Source organism: Marinobacter zhanjiangensis (assembly GCF_014651935.1).
Lineage (GTDB): Bacteria > Pseudomonadota > Gammaproteobacteria > Pseudomonadales > Oleiphilaceae > Marinobacter > Marinobacter zhanjiangensis.
This window is the reverse complement of the sequence record NZ_BMXV01000004.1, coordinates 59,914-76,677: the sequence shown is the minus strand read 5'-3', so window position 1 is coordinate 76,677 and position 16,764 is coordinate 59,914. Positions and strand designations below refer to the sequence as shown.

Below are 16,764 nucleotides of genomic sequence, written 5' to 3'. Positions count from 1 at the left end.
CTCCTTAGTTTTGTCGTACGTCCTGTAACAAGGACATGGTCATCCTGGCCGTCGCTCAAGCGCCGTCCATGGATTCGGTCTGGCGTGCGGATGCCTCCTGTGTGCTGACAGCCACCTGCAGGTCGCCGTCGGCCACAGTGATATCCACCGCCGTAATCGGTGTTTCATCCGCCAGGCATTCCAGAATCTTCCTGGACGCTGCGGGCAGCACATCCCTGTGCAGGATCTGCTGGATATTGCGGGCGCCTGAGCTGGCTTCGGTGCAACGCTCCACCACGGCATCCACCACCCCATCGTCGTAGCCCAGAGCCACATCGTGATGACGCAGCAGGCGCTGGTTGATGCGCTCCAGTTGCAGGCGGGTAATCTCCGCCAGCTGGTCCCGGCCCAGGGGCCGGTAGGGCAGCACGGTGGTACGCCCCAGGAAGGCCGGCTTGAAGATCTCCAGCAGCTGGTCCCAGATGGCCACTTTCAGGGTCTTGGGGTCTTCCGGTGCGGTCATTTCGTCCGCATACAGGTCGGCGATTTGCCCGGAACCCGCGTTGGAGGTCATCAGGATCACGGTGTTGCGGAAGTCCACGTCCTGGCCTTCGCCATCCCGCAGGGAGCCCTTGTCGAACACCTGGTAGAAGATGTCCTGTACGCCCGGATGGGCCTTTTCCATTTCGTCCAGCAGGATCACGCTGTAGGGCTTGCGGCGGACCGCCTCGGTGAGCACGCCGCCCTCGCCGTAGCCGACGTAACCGGGGGGCGAACCCACCAGCTGGGAGACCTTGTGCTCCTCCTTGAACTCGGACATGTTGATCACGGTGAGGTTGGACTCGCTGCCATAGACCTGTTCGGCCAGGGCCAGGGCGGTTTCGGTCTTGCCGACGCCACTGGGGCCCACCAGCAGAAACACGCCCAGGGGTTTCTTCTCGTCGGCCAGGTCGGCCCGGGCCACACGGATGGTCTCGGCGATATCGTCCAGGGCATGGTCCTGGCCCTTCACCCGGGTTTTCAGGTTCTGGTCAAGCTTGAGGATGCCGGCCACCTCATCCGCCTGCATGCGCCCCATGGGGATACCGGTCCAGTCGGACAGCACTTCGGAGACCAGCTGGCTGTCCACCTGCCAGTGCACCATGGGCTGCTCACGCTCGGCCAGCTGGGAACGCAGTTCATTCAGCTCGGCGCGCAGCTCATCGTTCGCTTCCTCGCTGAGCCTGCCCCCCAACTCGGAGGCGGAGGCCACCAGGGTCTGCTCGGTCTGCCAGATTTTCTCCAGGCGCTCGACCTTTTCCTCCGCCTGCTGGCGGCGGCTGGCCAGCTCTTCCAGGCGGCGGCTGTGATCGGCACCGGTGCGGCTTTCCCGGGCGAGGATTTCATCCTCCAGTTCCAGGGCGGCCAGTTCGGCACGGGCCTTTTCCAGCAGCGTCGGCATACTGGCCTGACTCATGGCCACGCGAGCGCAACAGGTATCCAGCAGGGCCACGGCCTTGTCCGGCAGCTGGCGACCGGCCAGGAAGCGCATGGACATACGTACCGCCGTGCCTACTGCCTCATCGGTAATAATGACGCCGTGGTGCTTCTCCAGAGTGGGGGCCAGGCCCCGCAGGATCTGGATAGCGGTGTCCTCGGAGGGTTCGTCCACCTTGACGACCTGGAAGCGACGGGTCAGCGCGGCGTCCTTCTCGAAAAACTTCTTGTATTCGGCCCAGGTAGTAGCGGCAATGGTGCGCAGCTCACCACGAGCCAGGGCCGGCTTGAGCAGGTTGGCAGCATCGTTCTGCCCGGCCTGGCCACCGGCACCCACCATGTTGTGGGCCTCGTCGATAAACAGGATCACCGGATCGATGGAGTTCTTTACCTCTTCGATCACCCCCTTCAGGCGGTTCTCGAACTCGCCCTTCACGCCGGCGCCGGCCTGCAGCAGGGCCAGGTCCAGGGTCAGCAACCGGGCCTTCTTCAGGGCGTCCGGCACGGCACCATCGGCGATGCGCTGGGCCAGTCCCTCGACCACGGCGGTCTTGCCGACGCCGGCTTCACCGGTGAGGATCGGGTTGTTCTGGCGGCGGCGGGTGAGGATGTCGATCATCTGGCGGATTTCGTCGTCACGCCCCAGCACCGGGTCCAGCTTGCCGTCACGGGCCTGACCGGTAAGATCAATGGTGAACTGGGACAGGTGCTCTTCCTTGCCCCGGCCTGCTGGACGACGGGGCTCGGGTGTTTCACTGCCACCCAGCTTCTCCCGTAGCTCCGCCCAGTTGGACAGCAGCTGCTGCGGGTCCAGGCGCTCCAGTTCACGGGCGTGGCGTGTTGCCAGCGCCGCCATGGCCGGGTCGTTCAGCAGGGTGTACAGCAAAGTGGCGCCGCGCATGGCGGGCTCACCGAATTCGATGGAGGTGTCCAGCCAGCACTGGCGCAGCAGGTCCACCAGCCGTGGTGACAGGCTCGGTGTGGCGCCACTGCCGGTGCGAAAGCTCTCCAGACCCTCGTTCAGTTGGTCTTCCAGGCGGTCCAGGCTCAGGCCGAAGTGCTCCAGCACGCCTACCAGGTCCTGATCCCGGGCCTTCAGCAGGGCTTTCAGCAGGTGTTCGGTCTCCACGGTGTGGTGGGTCCGCTGGAAACATTGCCCGACGGCGCCTTCCAGGGCCTGACGGGTGCTGTCGTTCATTTTCTCTACCAGTGACTTCAGTGTCATTGAAGACATCGCACTTATTCCTTTCCTTGGCTTGGCTTGAAGCTGACTTCCACCTGCTGGTCAGAGGTCGGCCCTGCGGCTATGAAACTGTCGGCCCCCAGTCGGCCCTGCTGACCGAGTCTGGTGCCGGTCAGATCGCGGGCACCCGCTACCAGCAGGTAACGCACCCGGGTCTGGCCACCCACCAGCCGGTGAGCCATGCGGGCGATCGCGGCACTGCAGCGACCCTTGGGTAATACATCCCTTACCTGCTGGCGGTTACCGGGATAGAACACCACGTCGGCGCCCCGGTCCGCCATCCAGACGCGGCTGCCCAGCATGGCATCCCCCAGCCGGGCATACTGCCCTTCCGGGTCCCGCCTGGAGGGCAGCCGGCTCTGATCTTCCGGTGCCACTCTGACCCAGCCGCCCTGCAGGGTACGCACGGCCACCGGCATGTCCGATACATCCGACAGCACGGCCCGTAGCGTGGCGGCGGAGCGCGCGCCCCGGGACATGACGCCGCCGTACCAGATTTCCCATTGTTGTTCGCTGCCGGTCAGGGCCTTGAGTATGTTGGTGAAGTCATCCTCGCCCTGGCGCTCCTGGTGGACCGACGGCTGGGTCTTTTCCCAGCTGCGGTAGTACAGCGACAACAGCCGGTGATTGAACAGGTCGAAAAAGTCCCGCATCGCCGGCGACTTCTGCTTCAGTTGCGCCAGCACCATTTCCGAGTAGTGGGCCGGCAGCGCACCACGGGCACCGGTCAGCCCCATGGTGTCTACCGTCAGTTCCGCCTGCTGCAGGCCGTTGGACAGGCGGTTCACCCTGCGCTCGACTACATCCTGACCCGCAAAGCCCATGTGCTGGCTCGACCGGAACCGCACCAGTTCCCGCTCCGGCCAGCCGTCATGGCCTACGCGGTGGTAGCCGGCCTTCTCACCCGGCAGCTGACGCTCGGTACGCCAGACCTCGCGGAAGAAGGTTCCCAGGGGCTGCTTCATACCAGCTCCCTCTCGCCGGCCCGGGCCGGCCAGGCGTGGTAGTCACGGCTGTGCCCACTGAGGCGAATGCGCAGCCGGGTAAAGCTGTTGAGCTGGGCGAACTGGGCCAGGAACCGGTCCAGTACCGCCGAGAACAGGTAGATGCTGGTGCCGGCATACCGGGGCCGGGAAAAAGTAATCCGGAACTCCGTGCCCTGGGTCAGGCCACTACGAACGCCCTTGCCGACCCGGGCGGCGACCCGGCGTACATCGACCTTTTCGATGCCTTCCACCATGGCCCGGGATTCCGGAGTCTGGCGGAAATCGTACAGCTGCAACACAGCCTTCAGCCGCTCGCACGCATCGTCACCGGTGAAGTACTCCAGGTTCAGGTGGCGGATAAACTGCCACCGGCTGGCGCCCTCCAACTCCGGCCTCACCGTGGAGGTAGGGGCCAGCAGGGCCACCGCCTTGTCGATCAGGGGTTCGGAAACCGCCTTGAAGGTCGGATCACCACCGCCGAAGGGCAGACGGTCCGGCACGTTGCGGTTACAACAGCGGGCCTTGATGACCAGCGCCTCGTCATCCGGAATGGCGTCCAGGTCACGGTTCTCGTAACGATTGTCTACCAGGCTCAGGATGGTTTCCGTACCCGGTTCCATCTGTCCGCCGACCCAGTCCGCCGGGCGCCGCTGCAGGTGCCAGAACAGATCCAGGTCGGTCTGCCAACGGGGGTGACCAAGGCCGTAATAGGGTGCCATTTCGCGGATCTTGCCGCTGTTCACCAGTGACACGGACGCCACGCTGACCACCTCGAAGGCATCCGTCTTGCGGTAGCGAGACACCAGCCGGTGTTCGTGACGGGTATCGTCCAGCGGCGAGGGCTCCAGGGTCTCCTCGAACAGGTTGACCACCGGCAGGCACCACAGCCGCATGTGCTCAGCCTGGAAGCTCTTCTCCAGCTCGGAGGAGGTTTCCGACAGATAGAAGGTAATGTCGATTTCCTTCGACTCCGGCCAGCAACCGGTCATTCGGTCAAGCTGGGTGAACAGGAACTTCTCCGGAAACAGGAAGAATTCCGTCAGCAGCCGATAACCTTCCATGCTGCGCTTGCTGTAAGGCACCAGGGCTTCATTGTCATCGAAACCCACCGGGCGAATGCGGTTGGCCGGCAGGAAGGTCAGCTGACGCCGATCGCTCACCGGCGAGACGGCAACACCCAGCCCGGTGCGATGGATCAGGTCGTAAAGCTCATTGCTCAGGTGTGCCTGACCATGGAGGAAAAATCTCAGCCATGGCAGGTCGATTTCACTGAACGGTGTCGGCGCGGACAGGCGCAGTGTGATAACGCTCTGGGCACCTTCCGAGCCCAGTGGCCGGGGGGCATCAAAAGGAGCGTTCTGGAAGTCGGCACTTTCCACGGTGACCGGGGCGATGTAGTGCTCGCCGGGGGCACGAAACTCGCAGTCCGGCATCTTTTCCACCCGGGTCTCGAATGCCTGACCTTCGGTAAGCAGCGAACAATGGGTCTGGGCCCGGGAGGCCGTCAGCTGCAACACCGTCATGGACGGAATGGGGGCCTGGTAATCCGGGTACAGGCTGCCCATCAGGATATCGGTCAGCTCCGGAAAATGTCCGTCCAGGCGCTGACGAATCTGGGACGTCAGGAAGGCAACACCCTCAAGCAAGCGCGACACATGGGGGTCTTCAACGGCTTCGTCACTCACCCGCAACCGGCCTGCCACTTTCGGGTAGGCACGGGCGAACTCGGCTCCCTGGCGGCGCAGGTAGGCCAGCTCACGGTTGTAGTACTGAAGAAGCTCTTCACTCATCAGGCACACTCCTGAAGGGTCACCGCCAGGGTGACCGGCTCAACTTCCGAATCAAATGACACCGGCTCGGGTACCGGGTCCACCAGCAGGACAGCGTCGATACGCAGCCGTAACTGTCGGTCCAGCGGGGTGTCCGCGTCTCGCATGGTGACCTGGATCCGGGTCAGCCGCGGCTCGAACCGGCTGATGGTGTCGCGCACCTCGTCGCAGAGCCACTGGCGACCGTCTTCCGTGCCCAGATCCATCACCGTGAAATCCGGCAGGCCGTAGCCCAGCACCGAGGTCTGCAATTCCTTCCCTCCCTGCTCCAGCGGCAGCCAGGAGCGGCGGGCATTAAGCAGGCACTCCAGATCCCGCCGCACGGCCTGACGGATACGGGCAAGGGTCGGACGGCTGTCGTCCCCTTCCGCCAGCCGGTCAAGCAGACTCATCTGGAGCTTGGTGTTCATTCGTTGGCCTCTGCGGCGGCGGTTTCAGTCGTTTCCGGTTCGTCGCAGCATTCCAGTCGTCGTACACTTTCCAGGGTGACGGCCTCGTCACCCAGCAGGAACATCTTCAGGCCAAGACCGGTCACCAGGCCGCCCTCGTGTTCCTCCCAGTCGGTTTCCCGGCCCAGTTTCTGGCTGGCAGTCTGGCTGCGCAGGTAGGTCAGGGGTACGAACACTTCGCCCTGGCGGCCATCCTTGAGCGTGACACTGGCACGGCGCCAGATCAGCTCCACCGGAGAGGAAGCGGCGTGGAACTCCACTTCCCGGATATCGCTCCACAGCCACAGATAGTAGTGACCGTCGGTACCCAGCCCCTCGAAAAAACCGGCCAGGCTGTCATCGCAATCGCGGAAATCCCCTTCCTGCTCACCAACGCGGTAGCGGGTATCGGTGCGGCCCGCCTCCAGACCATTGGCTGCCTCGGACGCCGCCCCGGGATCGCCCTCCAACAGGTTCAGGTTGACCGCCAGCAGGGCTTCCAGTTGCTCACCTTCGGTAGCGACCACGTCGTCAGCCAGCTTACCTTCGGCCAGGGCCAGACGGGCATGCTGGGCCCGCATCAGCTGGCGCATGTTGGCGGCACCGGCCAGCCAGTCGGGCTGGTGTCTGGCCAGTGACATCAACATGTCGTCGGCCCGCTCCAGCTGACCATCCAGGCACAGCAGTTCGATCAGGCAGGCGCGCATGTCAGTGGCTGAAGGGTCTTTGCGGAGTGTGTTCTGGGCGTGGGTAATGGCCTCGTCCAGTTGGCCTGAAGACAGCAGTTCCCTGATCGCATCCATTCTCTGTTTCCTTCTTCCATGGCCGCTTGCCGGCCAGTAGGTTGTCCTTTCATCCGGCGCTTTCATCCAGCGTCCCGATTGCATGGCTTGCCGAAGCAGGCCGGTACTTTATATCCGGTTAACCGGTGTCAGCTCGGTGATCAGCTTCATGCCGGTGACCAGTTGATCTATCTGGAAATGGGGCTGCAAACGGATCACCGAGTAGAACTTGCCCGGGTCGCCGACACGGGCCTTGACCGAGACCTGGGCGTCCCGCAACGGGAAACGTGCCCGCATTTCATCCGATGCCCCTTCGCTGGCCATGGTGTAGGAGCGCAGCCACTTGCGCAGCTGCTCCTCACAATCTTCCGGCGTGCGGTAGCCGCCAACCCGGTCGCGCCCCATCACCTTCAGGTAATGGGCAAAGCGGGACACGCACAGGGTGTAGTGCAACATCGCGGACAGCCGCGCGCTCATATCCGCCGCAGGCTTGCCATAGGTGGCCGGCTCCTGCACCGATGGTACCGAGTGGAAGGTCAGCATCTCGGTGTTGGCCAGTGGCGCCAGGGGCACGAAGCCCTCGTCCGCCAGGGCCCGCTCCATGCGGTCGGTGATCTGCCAGTCCACGGCGTTACGGCTAGGGAAGAGCGCACCGGTTTCCGTGCTCTTCTGTATCGATGGCAGGTTGTCCACCACCCCGTGGGCCACTCTTTCCGGGCGGTAGCCCCGTATCTGGGCAAACCACCCGGATTCACAAAAGGCGCGGATGGCCACCGTGCCAAAGCCGAAACAGGCCGGCCCCCAGAGGTAGTCCCGCGCCGCGTTGCTGCCGGATTCCCGGAACCGGAAACCCTCGATGCCCTGCCCCGGCCCCAGATGCGGCGGCCGCATCATCATCCGCGGCATGGTGATTCCCAGGAAACGGGCGTCTTCCTCCTGCCGGAGCGCCCGCCACTTCACCAGTTCGGGCTGGCTGAAATGACTTTCCAGCTCGCTGACAGCGGTCAGATCGGCAAAGTGGTCGACACCGAAGAAACTGGGATCAGCGTTGACAATCACCGGGGCAAAAGCGGCAGCCCCCACCCGGGACAGCTCCTTGAGAATGTCCATGTTGGACTGGCCACCCTCGGTGCGGTGACTGATGGTGTAGGCACCCAGCAACAGGCCAAAGGGCTCGCCGCCGGGATTGCCGAATTCCTCGGAATAGATCTTGGCAAACAACCGGGAATGATCGAATTCGATAGACCGGGTCAGGTCCTTGCGCAGCATTTTCCAGCTCAGGTCCAGAACGCGTACCCTCACCAGGCCTTCGTTGTCGCTTTCCACCACCTGGTCGGCCAGCAGCAGCAAGCCGCGCCAGTTGGCCTCCAGGGCCCGGAACTCCGGATGATGAAGGATGGCATTGAGTTGCTCGTTGAGCAGACGGTCGAGCCGCACCAGCATGCCGGCCAGCAGCGCCGTGATATCCGACCGGGTCCACTGCTTTTCCGGGTCTGTACGACCCAGCAACAGCAGCAGTGCCTGCAGGTCGTCGGCCTCGGCCACCAGCCGCTCGGCAAAGCCACGGTCGGGCAGGACCTGGGCCTCCGCCGGTGGCTGACGATCGAGATAGTCCTTGTCAACGAAGCTCAGCGCTGCGCCCATAAAGCATCCCTGCTTATCGTTCATTCCTGATCCTCCACACGGGTTCTGTCCCGCGCAGGATCAGCTACCCATTTCCGGAATCTTGGCCACGAGTCGAAGCGACGTGGTCAGTTCTTCCATCTGCAGCCATGGCTGCAGCCAGGCAATGGCATTGTAGGAACCGGGACGACCCGGAATCTCACGCACCTGCACCCGGGCATCAGCCAGCGGGAACTTGGCGCGGATTTCCTGACCACCTCCTTCGGAGGCGTTCACGTAGTTCAGGATCCAGCGGTTCAGCCAGTGCTCCACGTCTTCCGCTTCCATGAAGGAACCGATCTTGTCCCGGGCCATAACCTTCAGGTAATGGGCAAAACGGGACGTGGCCATCATGTACGGCAGCCGTGCGGAAATCGCGGCGTTGGCGGTGGCATCCGGGTTGTCATAGATCTTCGGCCGCTGGCAGGTCTGGGCACCGAAGAACACCGCGTAGTCCGTGTTCTTGTAGTGACACAGGGGCAGGAAGCCCATCTTGCTCAGTTCCGCTTCGCGACGATCAGTAATGCCGATCTCGGTGGGGCACTTCAGATCGGGGTCGCCATCATCACTCTGGAAGATGTGGGCCGGCAGACCTTCCACCTTGCCGCCGCCTTCGGCACCACGGATCGCCGTGCAGAAGCCGTACTTGGCGAAGGCGTTGGTCATGCGGCTGCCCATGACATAGGCCGCATTCATCCAGCAGTAATCTTCGTGATCAGGCGTAACGGCCATGCCGCTGTCCGGGTCCAGCTCGAATTCCTCGTAGCCAAATTCCTCCACCGGACGGGTGGCCTGGCCGTAGGGCAGCCGCGCCAGTACACGGGGCATGGTGAGGGTCACGAAACGGGAGTCCTCACTCTCACGGAAGGATCGCCACTTGGTGTACTCCAGGGACTCGAAGACTTTCTCCAGATCCCGGGGCTTGGACAGTTCGGTCCAGTCGTCGAAACCGAACAGGCCGGAACCACCCGCGGATACGAACGGACAGAAGCCGGCCGCCGCCACGTTGGACATCAGGCTCAGGGTCTCGATGTCGTTAGGGTGGTTGGTGAACTGATAGTCACCGATCATGGCGCCATAGGGCTCGCCACCAGCGGTACCGAACTCGGATTCATAGATCTTCTTGAAGACCTGGCTCTGGTCGAACTCCACCGCCTTGGAAAGGTCCTTGTGCAGCTCCTTCTTGCTCATGTTGAGCATGCGGATCTTCAGCGTGGCGCTGGTTTCGGAGTTGGTCACCAGGTGATGCAGACCCCGCCAGGAACCCTCCAGCTGCTGGAATTCTTCCTGGTGCATGATCTCCGAGAGCTGCGTGGAAATCAGTTTGTCAATCTGGGCAATGGCCTGACGGAAGGTGATAGTCAGGTTCTTGTTCCAGGTCACCGTGCCCTTCATGGCTTCATCAGCCAGGGTGCGGATGAGCTCCCGGGCACGATCGCTTTCGGTCTGCTTGGTGGCACCAATGGCCTGATCGAGCAGGCTCTGTGACGCTTCTTCGGCTAACGCGGCTTCGTTTTCCACCGCCTGGGTTTCGGCACTCATTCCCTGTCCCCCTGTGTCTCACCGAGATCGGCATTCAGTTTCTGCAGATCGTCGGAGTTGTTCAGAACCCGTTCCAGAAGCTCTTCCAGCTCTTCCGAACGGTCCACCTTGGTCATCAGATCCCGCAGCTTGTTGCGGGTTTCCATCAGCTCCCGCAGCGGCTCCACCTGGCTGACCACCGCCGCCGGCTGGAAGTCGTCCATGGAGTTGAACGCCAGGTCAACGGCCATCTGCGAGTCATCGTCGGAAAGCTTGTTGTCCACTTTCAGACTCAGCCTGGGACTCATCCGACGCATGACATCATCGAAGTTGTCACGGTCGATCTGGATAAACCGACGGTCTTTCAGCGGCTTGGGAGTGTCACTGTTGTTACCCGAGAAATCCCCCATGACGCCAACGACAAAGGGCAGCTCTTTCTTGACCATCGCCCCTTCGGTTTCAACATCATAGGTAATGTGTACCCTGGGCTTCCGGACCCTGGATAGTTTGTCGTGAATGCTGTCCATGTCTCTGTCTCCTGTAGCGCTTCACTGGTTGGGGGAACCTCTGAATAGATCCTGCGTACATCTGCTGCCAGAGTCTTTCAGGATCTATGCAGAGGCTCCTGAGGTGCCGCTATTATTCCCGCGGCTCGGGGGCCGGCACACCGGTCAGACGATAGAAGCCATCACGGGCACCACCATCGTCAATCAATTCCTGCATCAGTTCCGGCAATGACATGTCACTCCAGCGCACGGCCTGGCGAATGGCATAGGACACCGGGGAATGGGGTTCAGTCTTGAGGAAGAAATCGGACAGCCGGCGCAGTTCGGCCAGTGCTTCGGCCCGGCTATCGATGGCCACCTGAACCGGGTCCACCTTCTGGTGTTGCGGCGTGTCTCCGGCCGTTTCGTCAAGGGCATCGGACTCTCCCCCCGGGCCGGATTCCGCGATCAGCTCGGGGATGTGCTGCCGGGTCCATTCGTCGATACGCGCGCCGGCATGATGGGACAGCACCGCCAGGCAGCGATCCAGGGCCTGACGGATATTGGTGGTGGGCTGGGGTTCGCCCATGACCTCGTCCATCACGTCCGACAACTCGCTGAACGCCTGCTGGGCGCGGTGAATGGCTTCCCGGGTGGAGGCCAGCTCCTCGGCAGGCGTACTGGCGACGGCGGCCTGAAGATCATCCGGCGAGGCGGCACCGGTCTTGATCCGGTTGCGGGCCCGATCCTCGTCCAGACGACCGACTTCGGCCGCCTGCTCCGCATGCCAGGCGGCATAGGAGCCACCGTTATCGGACTGAAACAGGGGTACCGAAAGAATGGGCTGAATCAGGGTGCCTTCGGCTTCCAGGCCATTCAGACCCACAAGCGGCGCAATACGGGTGTCCGGGCCTTCTTCGTCCGGGGTCGGGTAGAGGTTGACCCAATGATTGAGCAGTAGCTCCCGGGCCAGCATGAAACCATCCGCCAGACCAACAAAACCGTGCTCCCGGCACAGGGCCTCTGTCAGCCAGGCAACGTACTCCAGATCCTTGGTGCGCTCGGTGAGCAGGACAGGAATTTCCCGGGCCATTTCACGCCACTGGGGTACCTGGACCACTTCGTCATCGGCCAGTACCTGACGCTCGAGCGCGCGGGCCTGACTGCGAAGGTCCTTCAGGGTGAAATACGGCGATGTGGGAGAGGCATCCTCGCGGGTGTCATCACCACAGGGAAGATCCCGGGAGATGTCGGCCAGTAATGCGGGTATGTCCAGAAGATGGGCGGTCTGATCCGTCATGAGGCTTCCTGCCGTCGTACTGTTGATCCATCAATCGTGATCCGTCACGTCACGGTAACCGGAGTTTCATCGGGATTGTCTCATCATCCCCTCCAGTCACGTCGGTCGGACTATAACAACGATCCGGTACTTTCACAATGATACAGGTGATGTTGTCATTGCATTGTTTTATGAGCAGTGAATGCATCATTGCCAGACTGACGTCATGGATCGGACCACCGGTCAGGAAGTCCCTGATTTCGGCGGCTCCCAGCTCCTTGCTGACGCCATCACTGCAAAGCATGAAGTGGTCGCCCGGCTCCACCTGACCGCAACGGTAATCCAGGGTCAGAGCATCGTCGACCCCCAGGGCCCGGGTAATCACATGCGCCAGCGGGTGTCGCTCCGCTTCACGCTCATCCAGCACACCCTGCTCAACCATATCCGCCACTTGACTGTGGTCGCGGGAAAGCTGGGTCACTTCATTGTCTCTGAACCGGTAACAACGACTGTCTCCGGCCCAGAACAGGTGATACACGTCTCTTTCGATCAGCAGGGCCACCACTGTGGAACCGAGGGTCTGCCCCCCCAGCTCTTCACGGCCGAATTGCCGGATACGCTGGTTGGCCTGCTGAATCGCCTGCTCCAGTTCAACTTTACCCAGCATACCGTCATGTCGCCGCCGGGCACTGGTAACCGTGTCACAGATCAGCTGACTGGCCACATCTCCGGCGCGATAACCGCCCATGCCGTCCGCCACCAGCCACAGACCACTGTCGGCGAATTCAACGAAGGCATCTTCATTGTGTTCACGGACCGCTCCCCGGTGGGTAAACGCCACGGATTCCGCCTGCATGATGCCGTTACTCCTCAAGTTCCGCCTGTTGCCAACCATGATTCTGCCACTTTCCTACCATCATCGCTGCAAACTGCCCCACTTTTGGCAGCCCGTCCGTCAGCAGGGTAGCCGGCTCGACAAACGCCGACCCCTGGGTCCACCAGACCGCCTGCCCATTCTGCCGCCTGAGCAGGGCGTCCAGCCACTCGGATTCCCGCGCTTCGCCCGGAATCATCACATTACCCTCCGCCATGGGCCAGGCCAGACGGGTGCTGTCGGAAGTGGGCAGGGGAACATCGGCCAGCTTCTGACGCCAGGGGTCTTCTTCCCAGTTGTCGTCCAGTACTGCCAGAATACTGTCTTCCATGGCGGCAGCCCAGTCGGGGTGGCGCCAGGCGTCCATGGCTATGCCGCTGTAATCCGCTACCGCGATGAACGGAAAATGGCGACCCACCCGGTCCACGGAGGGAATCATGGTGCCCACCACCCCGGTTTCGGCCATGCCGCCGGGGCTGGCACAGAAATGCCAGATCGGCGCGGTCAGGTAGGCATCCATCCAGCCATCCCCCAGTTGATCACGACTGACCGCCAGACTGGCCTGGCACCACTCGAAAAACAGGTCGCGGATTTCAGGGTGCACGTTGTGGGTCAGGAAGTCTCCCCGACCCGGCACCTTTCCCATGTATCCCCAACTCATTATGGTTTTCCTTTTTATACTCAGAGTCTCGACGGCAGACGGAAGTCGTGCAGTACCGACAGGTCGAATGGATGCTTGACCGAATCCGGCGTCATTTCCAGCGTGGCCAGATAGCCATCGGAAAGGATGTCGACATTGCGGGTACGCCCGGAACCGGACAGGCCACCATAGGCCCCCAGGAAACGGAACAGCGCCCAGTCACCATCAAACTTCGCCTGGATGGCGGTATCGGTGCCGGTGCCCCGGGTCAGGGTAACCCTGACGCCGGAGCCCGACGACATGGGCCAGTCAAAGGCCATGGTGCGGGGTGGGCCGTGCCGGTAATTGAGGGTCCGGTCGCCAATTCTCAGCTTGAGGGAGGCCAGCCGGCCGTCCAGATAGGCCGGCTTCAGGGTGAAGGACGCTTTCAGCTCTTGGGTACCGTTGATAAAGAACGCCTCCCGGATGCGACGTGCCTGCCGGAATACCTGCAGGCTGGACTGACGGATGCCCGCCGCCGGCGACAGGGTCCATGGCGAGGTACCGGTGTCCACATGTTCCGCCACATGCTCCTGGAAATAGGTATCCAGTGCGCCACCGTATCCGAAGAACGCCGCGAAGTCCGCCAGCGCCACTTCCGATTCCGCCTCACGGGCGAGGGGATACTGGCCGGCAATGGCCTGCTGGTATTCCCGGTACACATTGCTGCGCCAGACATTGTTCACGCGGCGGGTGGAGGATACTTTCACCAGTCTTCGGGCATCCCCTGGCACTTCACCCAGCCAGGTCTGCAGCTGCGGCGACTGGCTGTTACCGACGGCGGCATGGAGGGTTTTTACCGCATTCTCGAAGTCGGAGCGGGACACAGTGGCAAAAGCGTCGGACATGCCCTGATCCTGTTCCGCCAGATAGCGGGCCATGGTCCGCGCGCGATCCCTGATGGTACCCAGGGTTTCCTCGCTGACCTCATGGAGCGGACGGAAGGCACGATCCACCGGCGTCAGCTCATGCTCGGCGATCACGCTTTCCGGCATGATCCGGCTCATGCGGTCAAACGCCCGGCTGCGGCGGCGTAGCCCCTCCTGTGCCATGTCGCTGGCATTGTCCAGCGCTTCGCCGGTAGCCGGATCCTGCTGCTCCTCCACGGATAGTCGCGTGTTATAGCGAACGGCTTCCACCAGCCGACCAACGGGATCTTCCAGCCCTGCCAGCAGGCTCATCAGGTAGCGACCTTCACGACTGCTGTTGAAGCGCCGCACCCGCAGGTCCGACAGCAGCTGTTCCCAGACATGGATATAGTCGCGGAAGTACCGGTCCTCCACCAGCTGCCTGATGCGTCCTTCATTGAGGTTGCGGAAGTCCTCGGTTTCCTCGCCATACACCCAGGAGTCTTGCAGCAGGTGCCCGACAATCTGGTCGCGCTCCGGCTCGAACACACCACGATAGCCATTGGCCGTGTACAGGCCCGGGACACCATCGCGCATGGAGGCGCCGGAGCGACGCTCGAAAATCTCCTCGGCGACGGTACCAAGTACCTTGTTCACCGTGAACTCGGGCAGCCCCGCGCTCAGGGCGTCGGCCCGGATACGCTGGTAGGCGCGCTCGTCCAGGGGCATGGCGGTCAGCTCGCCCCGGGCCCGGGAGACCAGCTCACGGTCTGCCGGAATGTTGTGGTTCAGGGCCAGATACTGCCCCAGGTGCCGGTCAAGCTCTTCCCGGGAAGGCCGGTTGACCTCGCCGGGAATCTGCCGCCCCAGCATGAACTCGAACCAGGCCGCCACCTGCTCCTGCTGGAAATGCTCCCGGTTGCTGACCATCAGATAGGTTTTCAGGCTTTCGTAGAGGTATTCCAGGTTGCCCAGGTTGCTGGAAATTTCGCTTTCCATGGTCTCCCGGAAGGCTTCGGCAAACCGGTACTGCAGCAGGCGGCCATAGGCACCTTCGGCGGCCTGCGCCAGGGAGCCATTCTGGAAGAAACCCAGTGGATAGTTGCCGCCTTCCGGTAATAGTGTCCCCATCACCCCGGGCATGCCGGCGGCGGTGTTCAGGGTGTCGTTCAGCACCAGCCAGTTGCCGTCACTGGTCTTGAGGCGGCTCATGTCATCCTGGAGCTGGTTCATGTCGTCCCGGTAGCCGGCTATCAGGTCACGGCTCCACTGATACTCCATGTACCAGGACGCCCCGATACCGGCGGTGACCAGCACCATGGCGGCCACGGCCACCTGGCGCAGGCGACGGTAGCGCCGGTCCTTGGCACCGTCGGCCATGGCCAGGCCGTATTCCGAAAAGATGATACTGTCGAACAGGCGATGCAGGAAAAAGCCGTCGCTGGGCAGGCCATTGGCGGGGCGGGCTTTGCCGGGCACGTTCAGCCTGAGCTGGCGATCCACCAGCGAGGACACCTTGTCGCTGGTGCGACCGTCCTGTTCCGAGGACACCAGGTAGATACCCCGCAGCAGGGGCACTTCCTCGTACGCGGAGGGGAAGAAGACTTCTTTCATCAGGTTCCACAGCGGTGCCTTGAGCAGTGCCACCTGCTTGGGGAACTGATAGATACGACGGCGGGTTTCCGGCGTGCGTTCCTGCTGAAGACGGTGCAGCAGGAAGTGACTCAGACGCTCCAGCAGGCTGTTGAATTCCTGCTCGAACATGGCCGGAAGCTGCTCGGCGTCCCGCACCGAATGCAGGTCAAAGGTGATACCGAAGACTTCCTCCCGCTCCTGCTCCGAGAGCATGGCGAAGGTATCCGAGAAGCCTTCCAGCAGGTCGAATTTGGTGAGCAGCACATAGACCGGGAACACCACACCCAGACGGTTGCGCAATTCCTGGACCCGCTGCTTCAGGGCCCGGGCATGAAGCTGGCGTTCGGTGGGTGTCTGCTCCAGCAGGTCGGCCACACTGACCGACAGGATGACGCCGTTGATGGGCTGGCGGGAACGGTACTTGCGCAACAGCCCCAGGAACGACTTCCAGCCCTTGGCGTCACGCTTGTCACCGGATTCCTGGGTGGTGTAACGGCCAGCGGTGTCGATGATCACGGCACGGTTGGTGAACCACCAGTCACAGTACCGGGTGCCGCCCACGCCCTTGACCGAATCCAGCCCCATTTCGCTTTTCAGGGGAAACTCCAGACCGGAGTTGAGCAGCGCCGTGGACTTGCCGGAGCCGGGAGCACCGATGATCATGTACCAGGGCAGTTCGTAGACGGATCGGAAGCGCCCCGGCTTCCACTGCTTCATCAGGGCCAGGGCCTTGCGCAGGTTATTGCGCTGGGTCTCCATTTCCTCCTTGAGCAATTCGTCCTGGTCGTTGCCCGCCATCATCTCGGTGACAACCTTTTCGTTGTCCTTGCGTTGACGGCGGGCGCGCCACAGGCTTACCGCCAGGAAGACGATCACCAGGCTCAACAGGAACACCAGCCGCGCCGCCACCGAGGCCAGGGGCTTGTAATCTGCGATGGCCAGCAATGGGCCGCCAAACCAGATCAGCAGCACCAGGGCCAGCAGGCCCAGGAACAGGAACACCCTGCGCCAGGTAAAAAAACCGGTTATCCGGCGAATCCATGCCATAACTCAGACCT

At 62.4% G+C, this 16,764-nt stretch carries 12 protein-coding genes; all 12 read right to left on the bottom strand.

Annotated features, from left to right (window positions below; genetic code table 11):
• Positions 1-55 precede the first annotated feature (55 nt).
• The gene (tssH, locus tag IE079_RS09430; RefSeq protein WP_227712450.1) at positions 56-2,680 is read right to left on the bottom strand and encodes a type VI secretion system ATPase TssH; all 2,625 of its coding nucleotides are present in this window, start codon (positions 2,678-2,680) and stop codon (positions 56-58) included.
• A 14-nt stretch (positions 2,681-2,694) separates the two neighbouring features.
• Positions 2,695-3,663, bottom strand: coding sequence for a type VI secretion system baseplate subunit TssG (tssG, locus tag IE079_RS09425; RefSeq protein ID WP_189575751.1), 969 nt, complete (start codon positions 3,661-3,663; stop codon positions 2,695-2,697).
• Positions 3,660-5,474 carry a type VI secretion system baseplate subunit TssF gene (gene tssF / locus IE079_RS09420; protein ID WP_189575750.1) on the bottom strand — a complete coding sequence of 605 codons (1,815 nt, stop codon included), beginning with the start codon at positions 5,472-5,474 and terminating at the stop codon, positions 3,660-3,662. The genes tssG and tssF overlap by 4 nt, the downstream gene beginning before the upstream one ends.
• Positions 5,474-5,923, bottom strand: coding sequence for a type VI secretion system baseplate subunit TssE (gene tssE / locus IE079_RS09415; RefSeq protein WP_189575749.1), 450 nt, complete (start codon positions 5,921-5,923; stop codon positions 5,474-5,476). Before tssE ends, tssF begins: the two co-directional genes overlap by 1 nt.
• Positions 5,920-6,744 carry a type VI secretion system accessory protein TagJ gene (locus IE079_RS09410; protein WP_189575748.1) on the bottom strand — a complete coding sequence of 275 codons (825 nt, stop codon included), beginning with the start codon at positions 6,742-6,744 and terminating at the stop codon, positions 5,920-5,922. Before IE079_RS09410 ends, tssE begins: the two co-directional genes overlap by 4 nt.
• Before the next feature lie 108 nt (positions 6,745-6,852).
• The gene (gene tssC, locus IE079_RS09405; protein ID WP_189575747.1) at positions 6,853-8,391 is read right to left on the bottom strand and encodes a type VI secretion system contractile sheath large subunit; all 1,539 of its coding nucleotides are present in this window, start codon (positions 8,389-8,391) and stop codon (positions 6,853-6,855) included.
• 36 nt (positions 8,392-8,427) lie between these two features.
• The gene (gene tssC, locus IE079_RS09400) at positions 8,428-9,927 is read right to left on the bottom strand and encodes a type VI secretion system contractile sheath large subunit (protein ID WP_189575746.1); all 1,500 of its coding nucleotides are present in this window, start codon (positions 9,925-9,927) and stop codon (positions 8,428-8,430) included.
• Positions 9,924-10,433: a type VI secretion system contractile sheath small subunit gene (gene tssB / locus IE079_RS09395; protein WP_189575745.1), complete on the bottom strand. Its 510-nt coding sequence runs from the start codon at positions 10,431-10,433 to the stop codon at positions 9,924-9,926. The genes tssC (IE079_RS09400) and tssB overlap by 4 nt, the downstream gene beginning before the upstream one ends.
• A 112-nt stretch (positions 10,434-10,545) precedes the next feature.
• On the bottom strand, positions 10,546-11,691 hold the full coding sequence (gene tssA / locus IE079_RS09390; protein WP_189575743.1) for a type VI secretion system protein TssA: 1,146 nt from the start codon (positions 11,689-11,691) through the stop codon (positions 10,546-10,548).
• A gap of 49 nt (positions 11,692-11,740) precedes the next feature.
• On the bottom strand, positions 11,741-12,526 hold the full coding sequence (locus IE079_RS09385) for a PP2C family protein-serine/threonine phosphatase (RefSeq protein ID WP_227712423.1): 786 nt from the start codon (positions 12,524-12,526) through the stop codon (positions 11,741-11,743).
• 7 nt (positions 12,527-12,533) lie between these two features.
• Entirely contained in the window at positions 12,534-13,205 is a 672-nt protein-coding gene (gene tagF / locus IE079_RS09380) for a type VI secretion system-associated protein TagF (protein WP_189575741.1), read from the bottom strand.
• Between the two features lie 20 nt (positions 13,206-13,225).
• Positions 13,226-16,753, bottom strand: coding sequence for a type VI secretion system membrane subunit TssM (gene tssM / locus IE079_RS09375; RefSeq protein ID WP_189575739.1), 3,528 nt, complete (start codon positions 16,751-16,753; stop codon positions 13,226-13,228).
• Between the last annotated feature and the right edge of the window lie 11 nt (positions 16,754-16,764).

Coding starts and splice junctions, on each gene's coding strand:
- IE079_RS09410 (WP_189575748.1), bottom strand. CDS start 6,744: ATGGATGCGATCAGGGAACTGCTGTCTTCAGGCCAACTGGACGAGGCC.
- tssC (WP_189575746.1), bottom strand. CDS start 9,927: ATGAGTGCCGAAACCCAGGCGGTGGAAAACGAAGCCGCGTTAGCCGAA.
- tssG (WP_189575751.1), bottom strand. CDS start 3,663: ATGAAGCAGCCCCTGGGAACCTTCTTCCGCGAGGTCTGGCGTACCGAG.
- tssC (WP_189575747.1), bottom strand. CDS start 8,391: ATGAACGATAAGCAGGGATGCTTTATGGGCGCAGCGCTGAGCTTCGTT.
- tagF (WP_189575741.1), bottom strand. CDS start 13,205: ATGAGTTGGGGATACATGGGAAAGGTGCCGGGTCGGGGAGACTTCCTG.
- tssE (WP_189575749.1), bottom strand. CDS start 5,923: ATGAACACCAAGCTCCAGATGAGTCTGCTTGACCGGCTGGCGGAAGGG.
- tssA (WP_189575743.1), bottom strand. CDS start 11,691: ATGACGGATCAGACCGCCCATCTTCTGGACATACCCGCATTACTGGCC.
- IE079_RS09385 (WP_227712423.1), bottom strand. CDS start 12,526: ATGCAGGCGGAATCCGTGGCGTTTACCCACCGGGGAGCGGTCCGTGAA.
- tssH (WP_227712450.1), bottom strand. CDS start 2,680: ATGACACTGAAGTCACTGGTAGAGAAAATGAACGACAGCACCCGTCAG.
- tssM (WP_189575739.1), bottom strand. CDS start 16,753: ATGGCATGGATTCGCCGGATAACCGGTTTTTTTACCTGGCGCAGGGTG.
- tssF (WP_189575750.1), bottom strand. CDS start 5,474: ATGAGTGAAGAGCTTCTTCAGTACTACAACCGTGAGCTGGCCTACCTG.
- tssB (WP_189575745.1), bottom strand. CDS start 10,433: ATGGACAGCATTCACGACAAACTATCCAGGGTCCGGAAGCCCAGGGTA.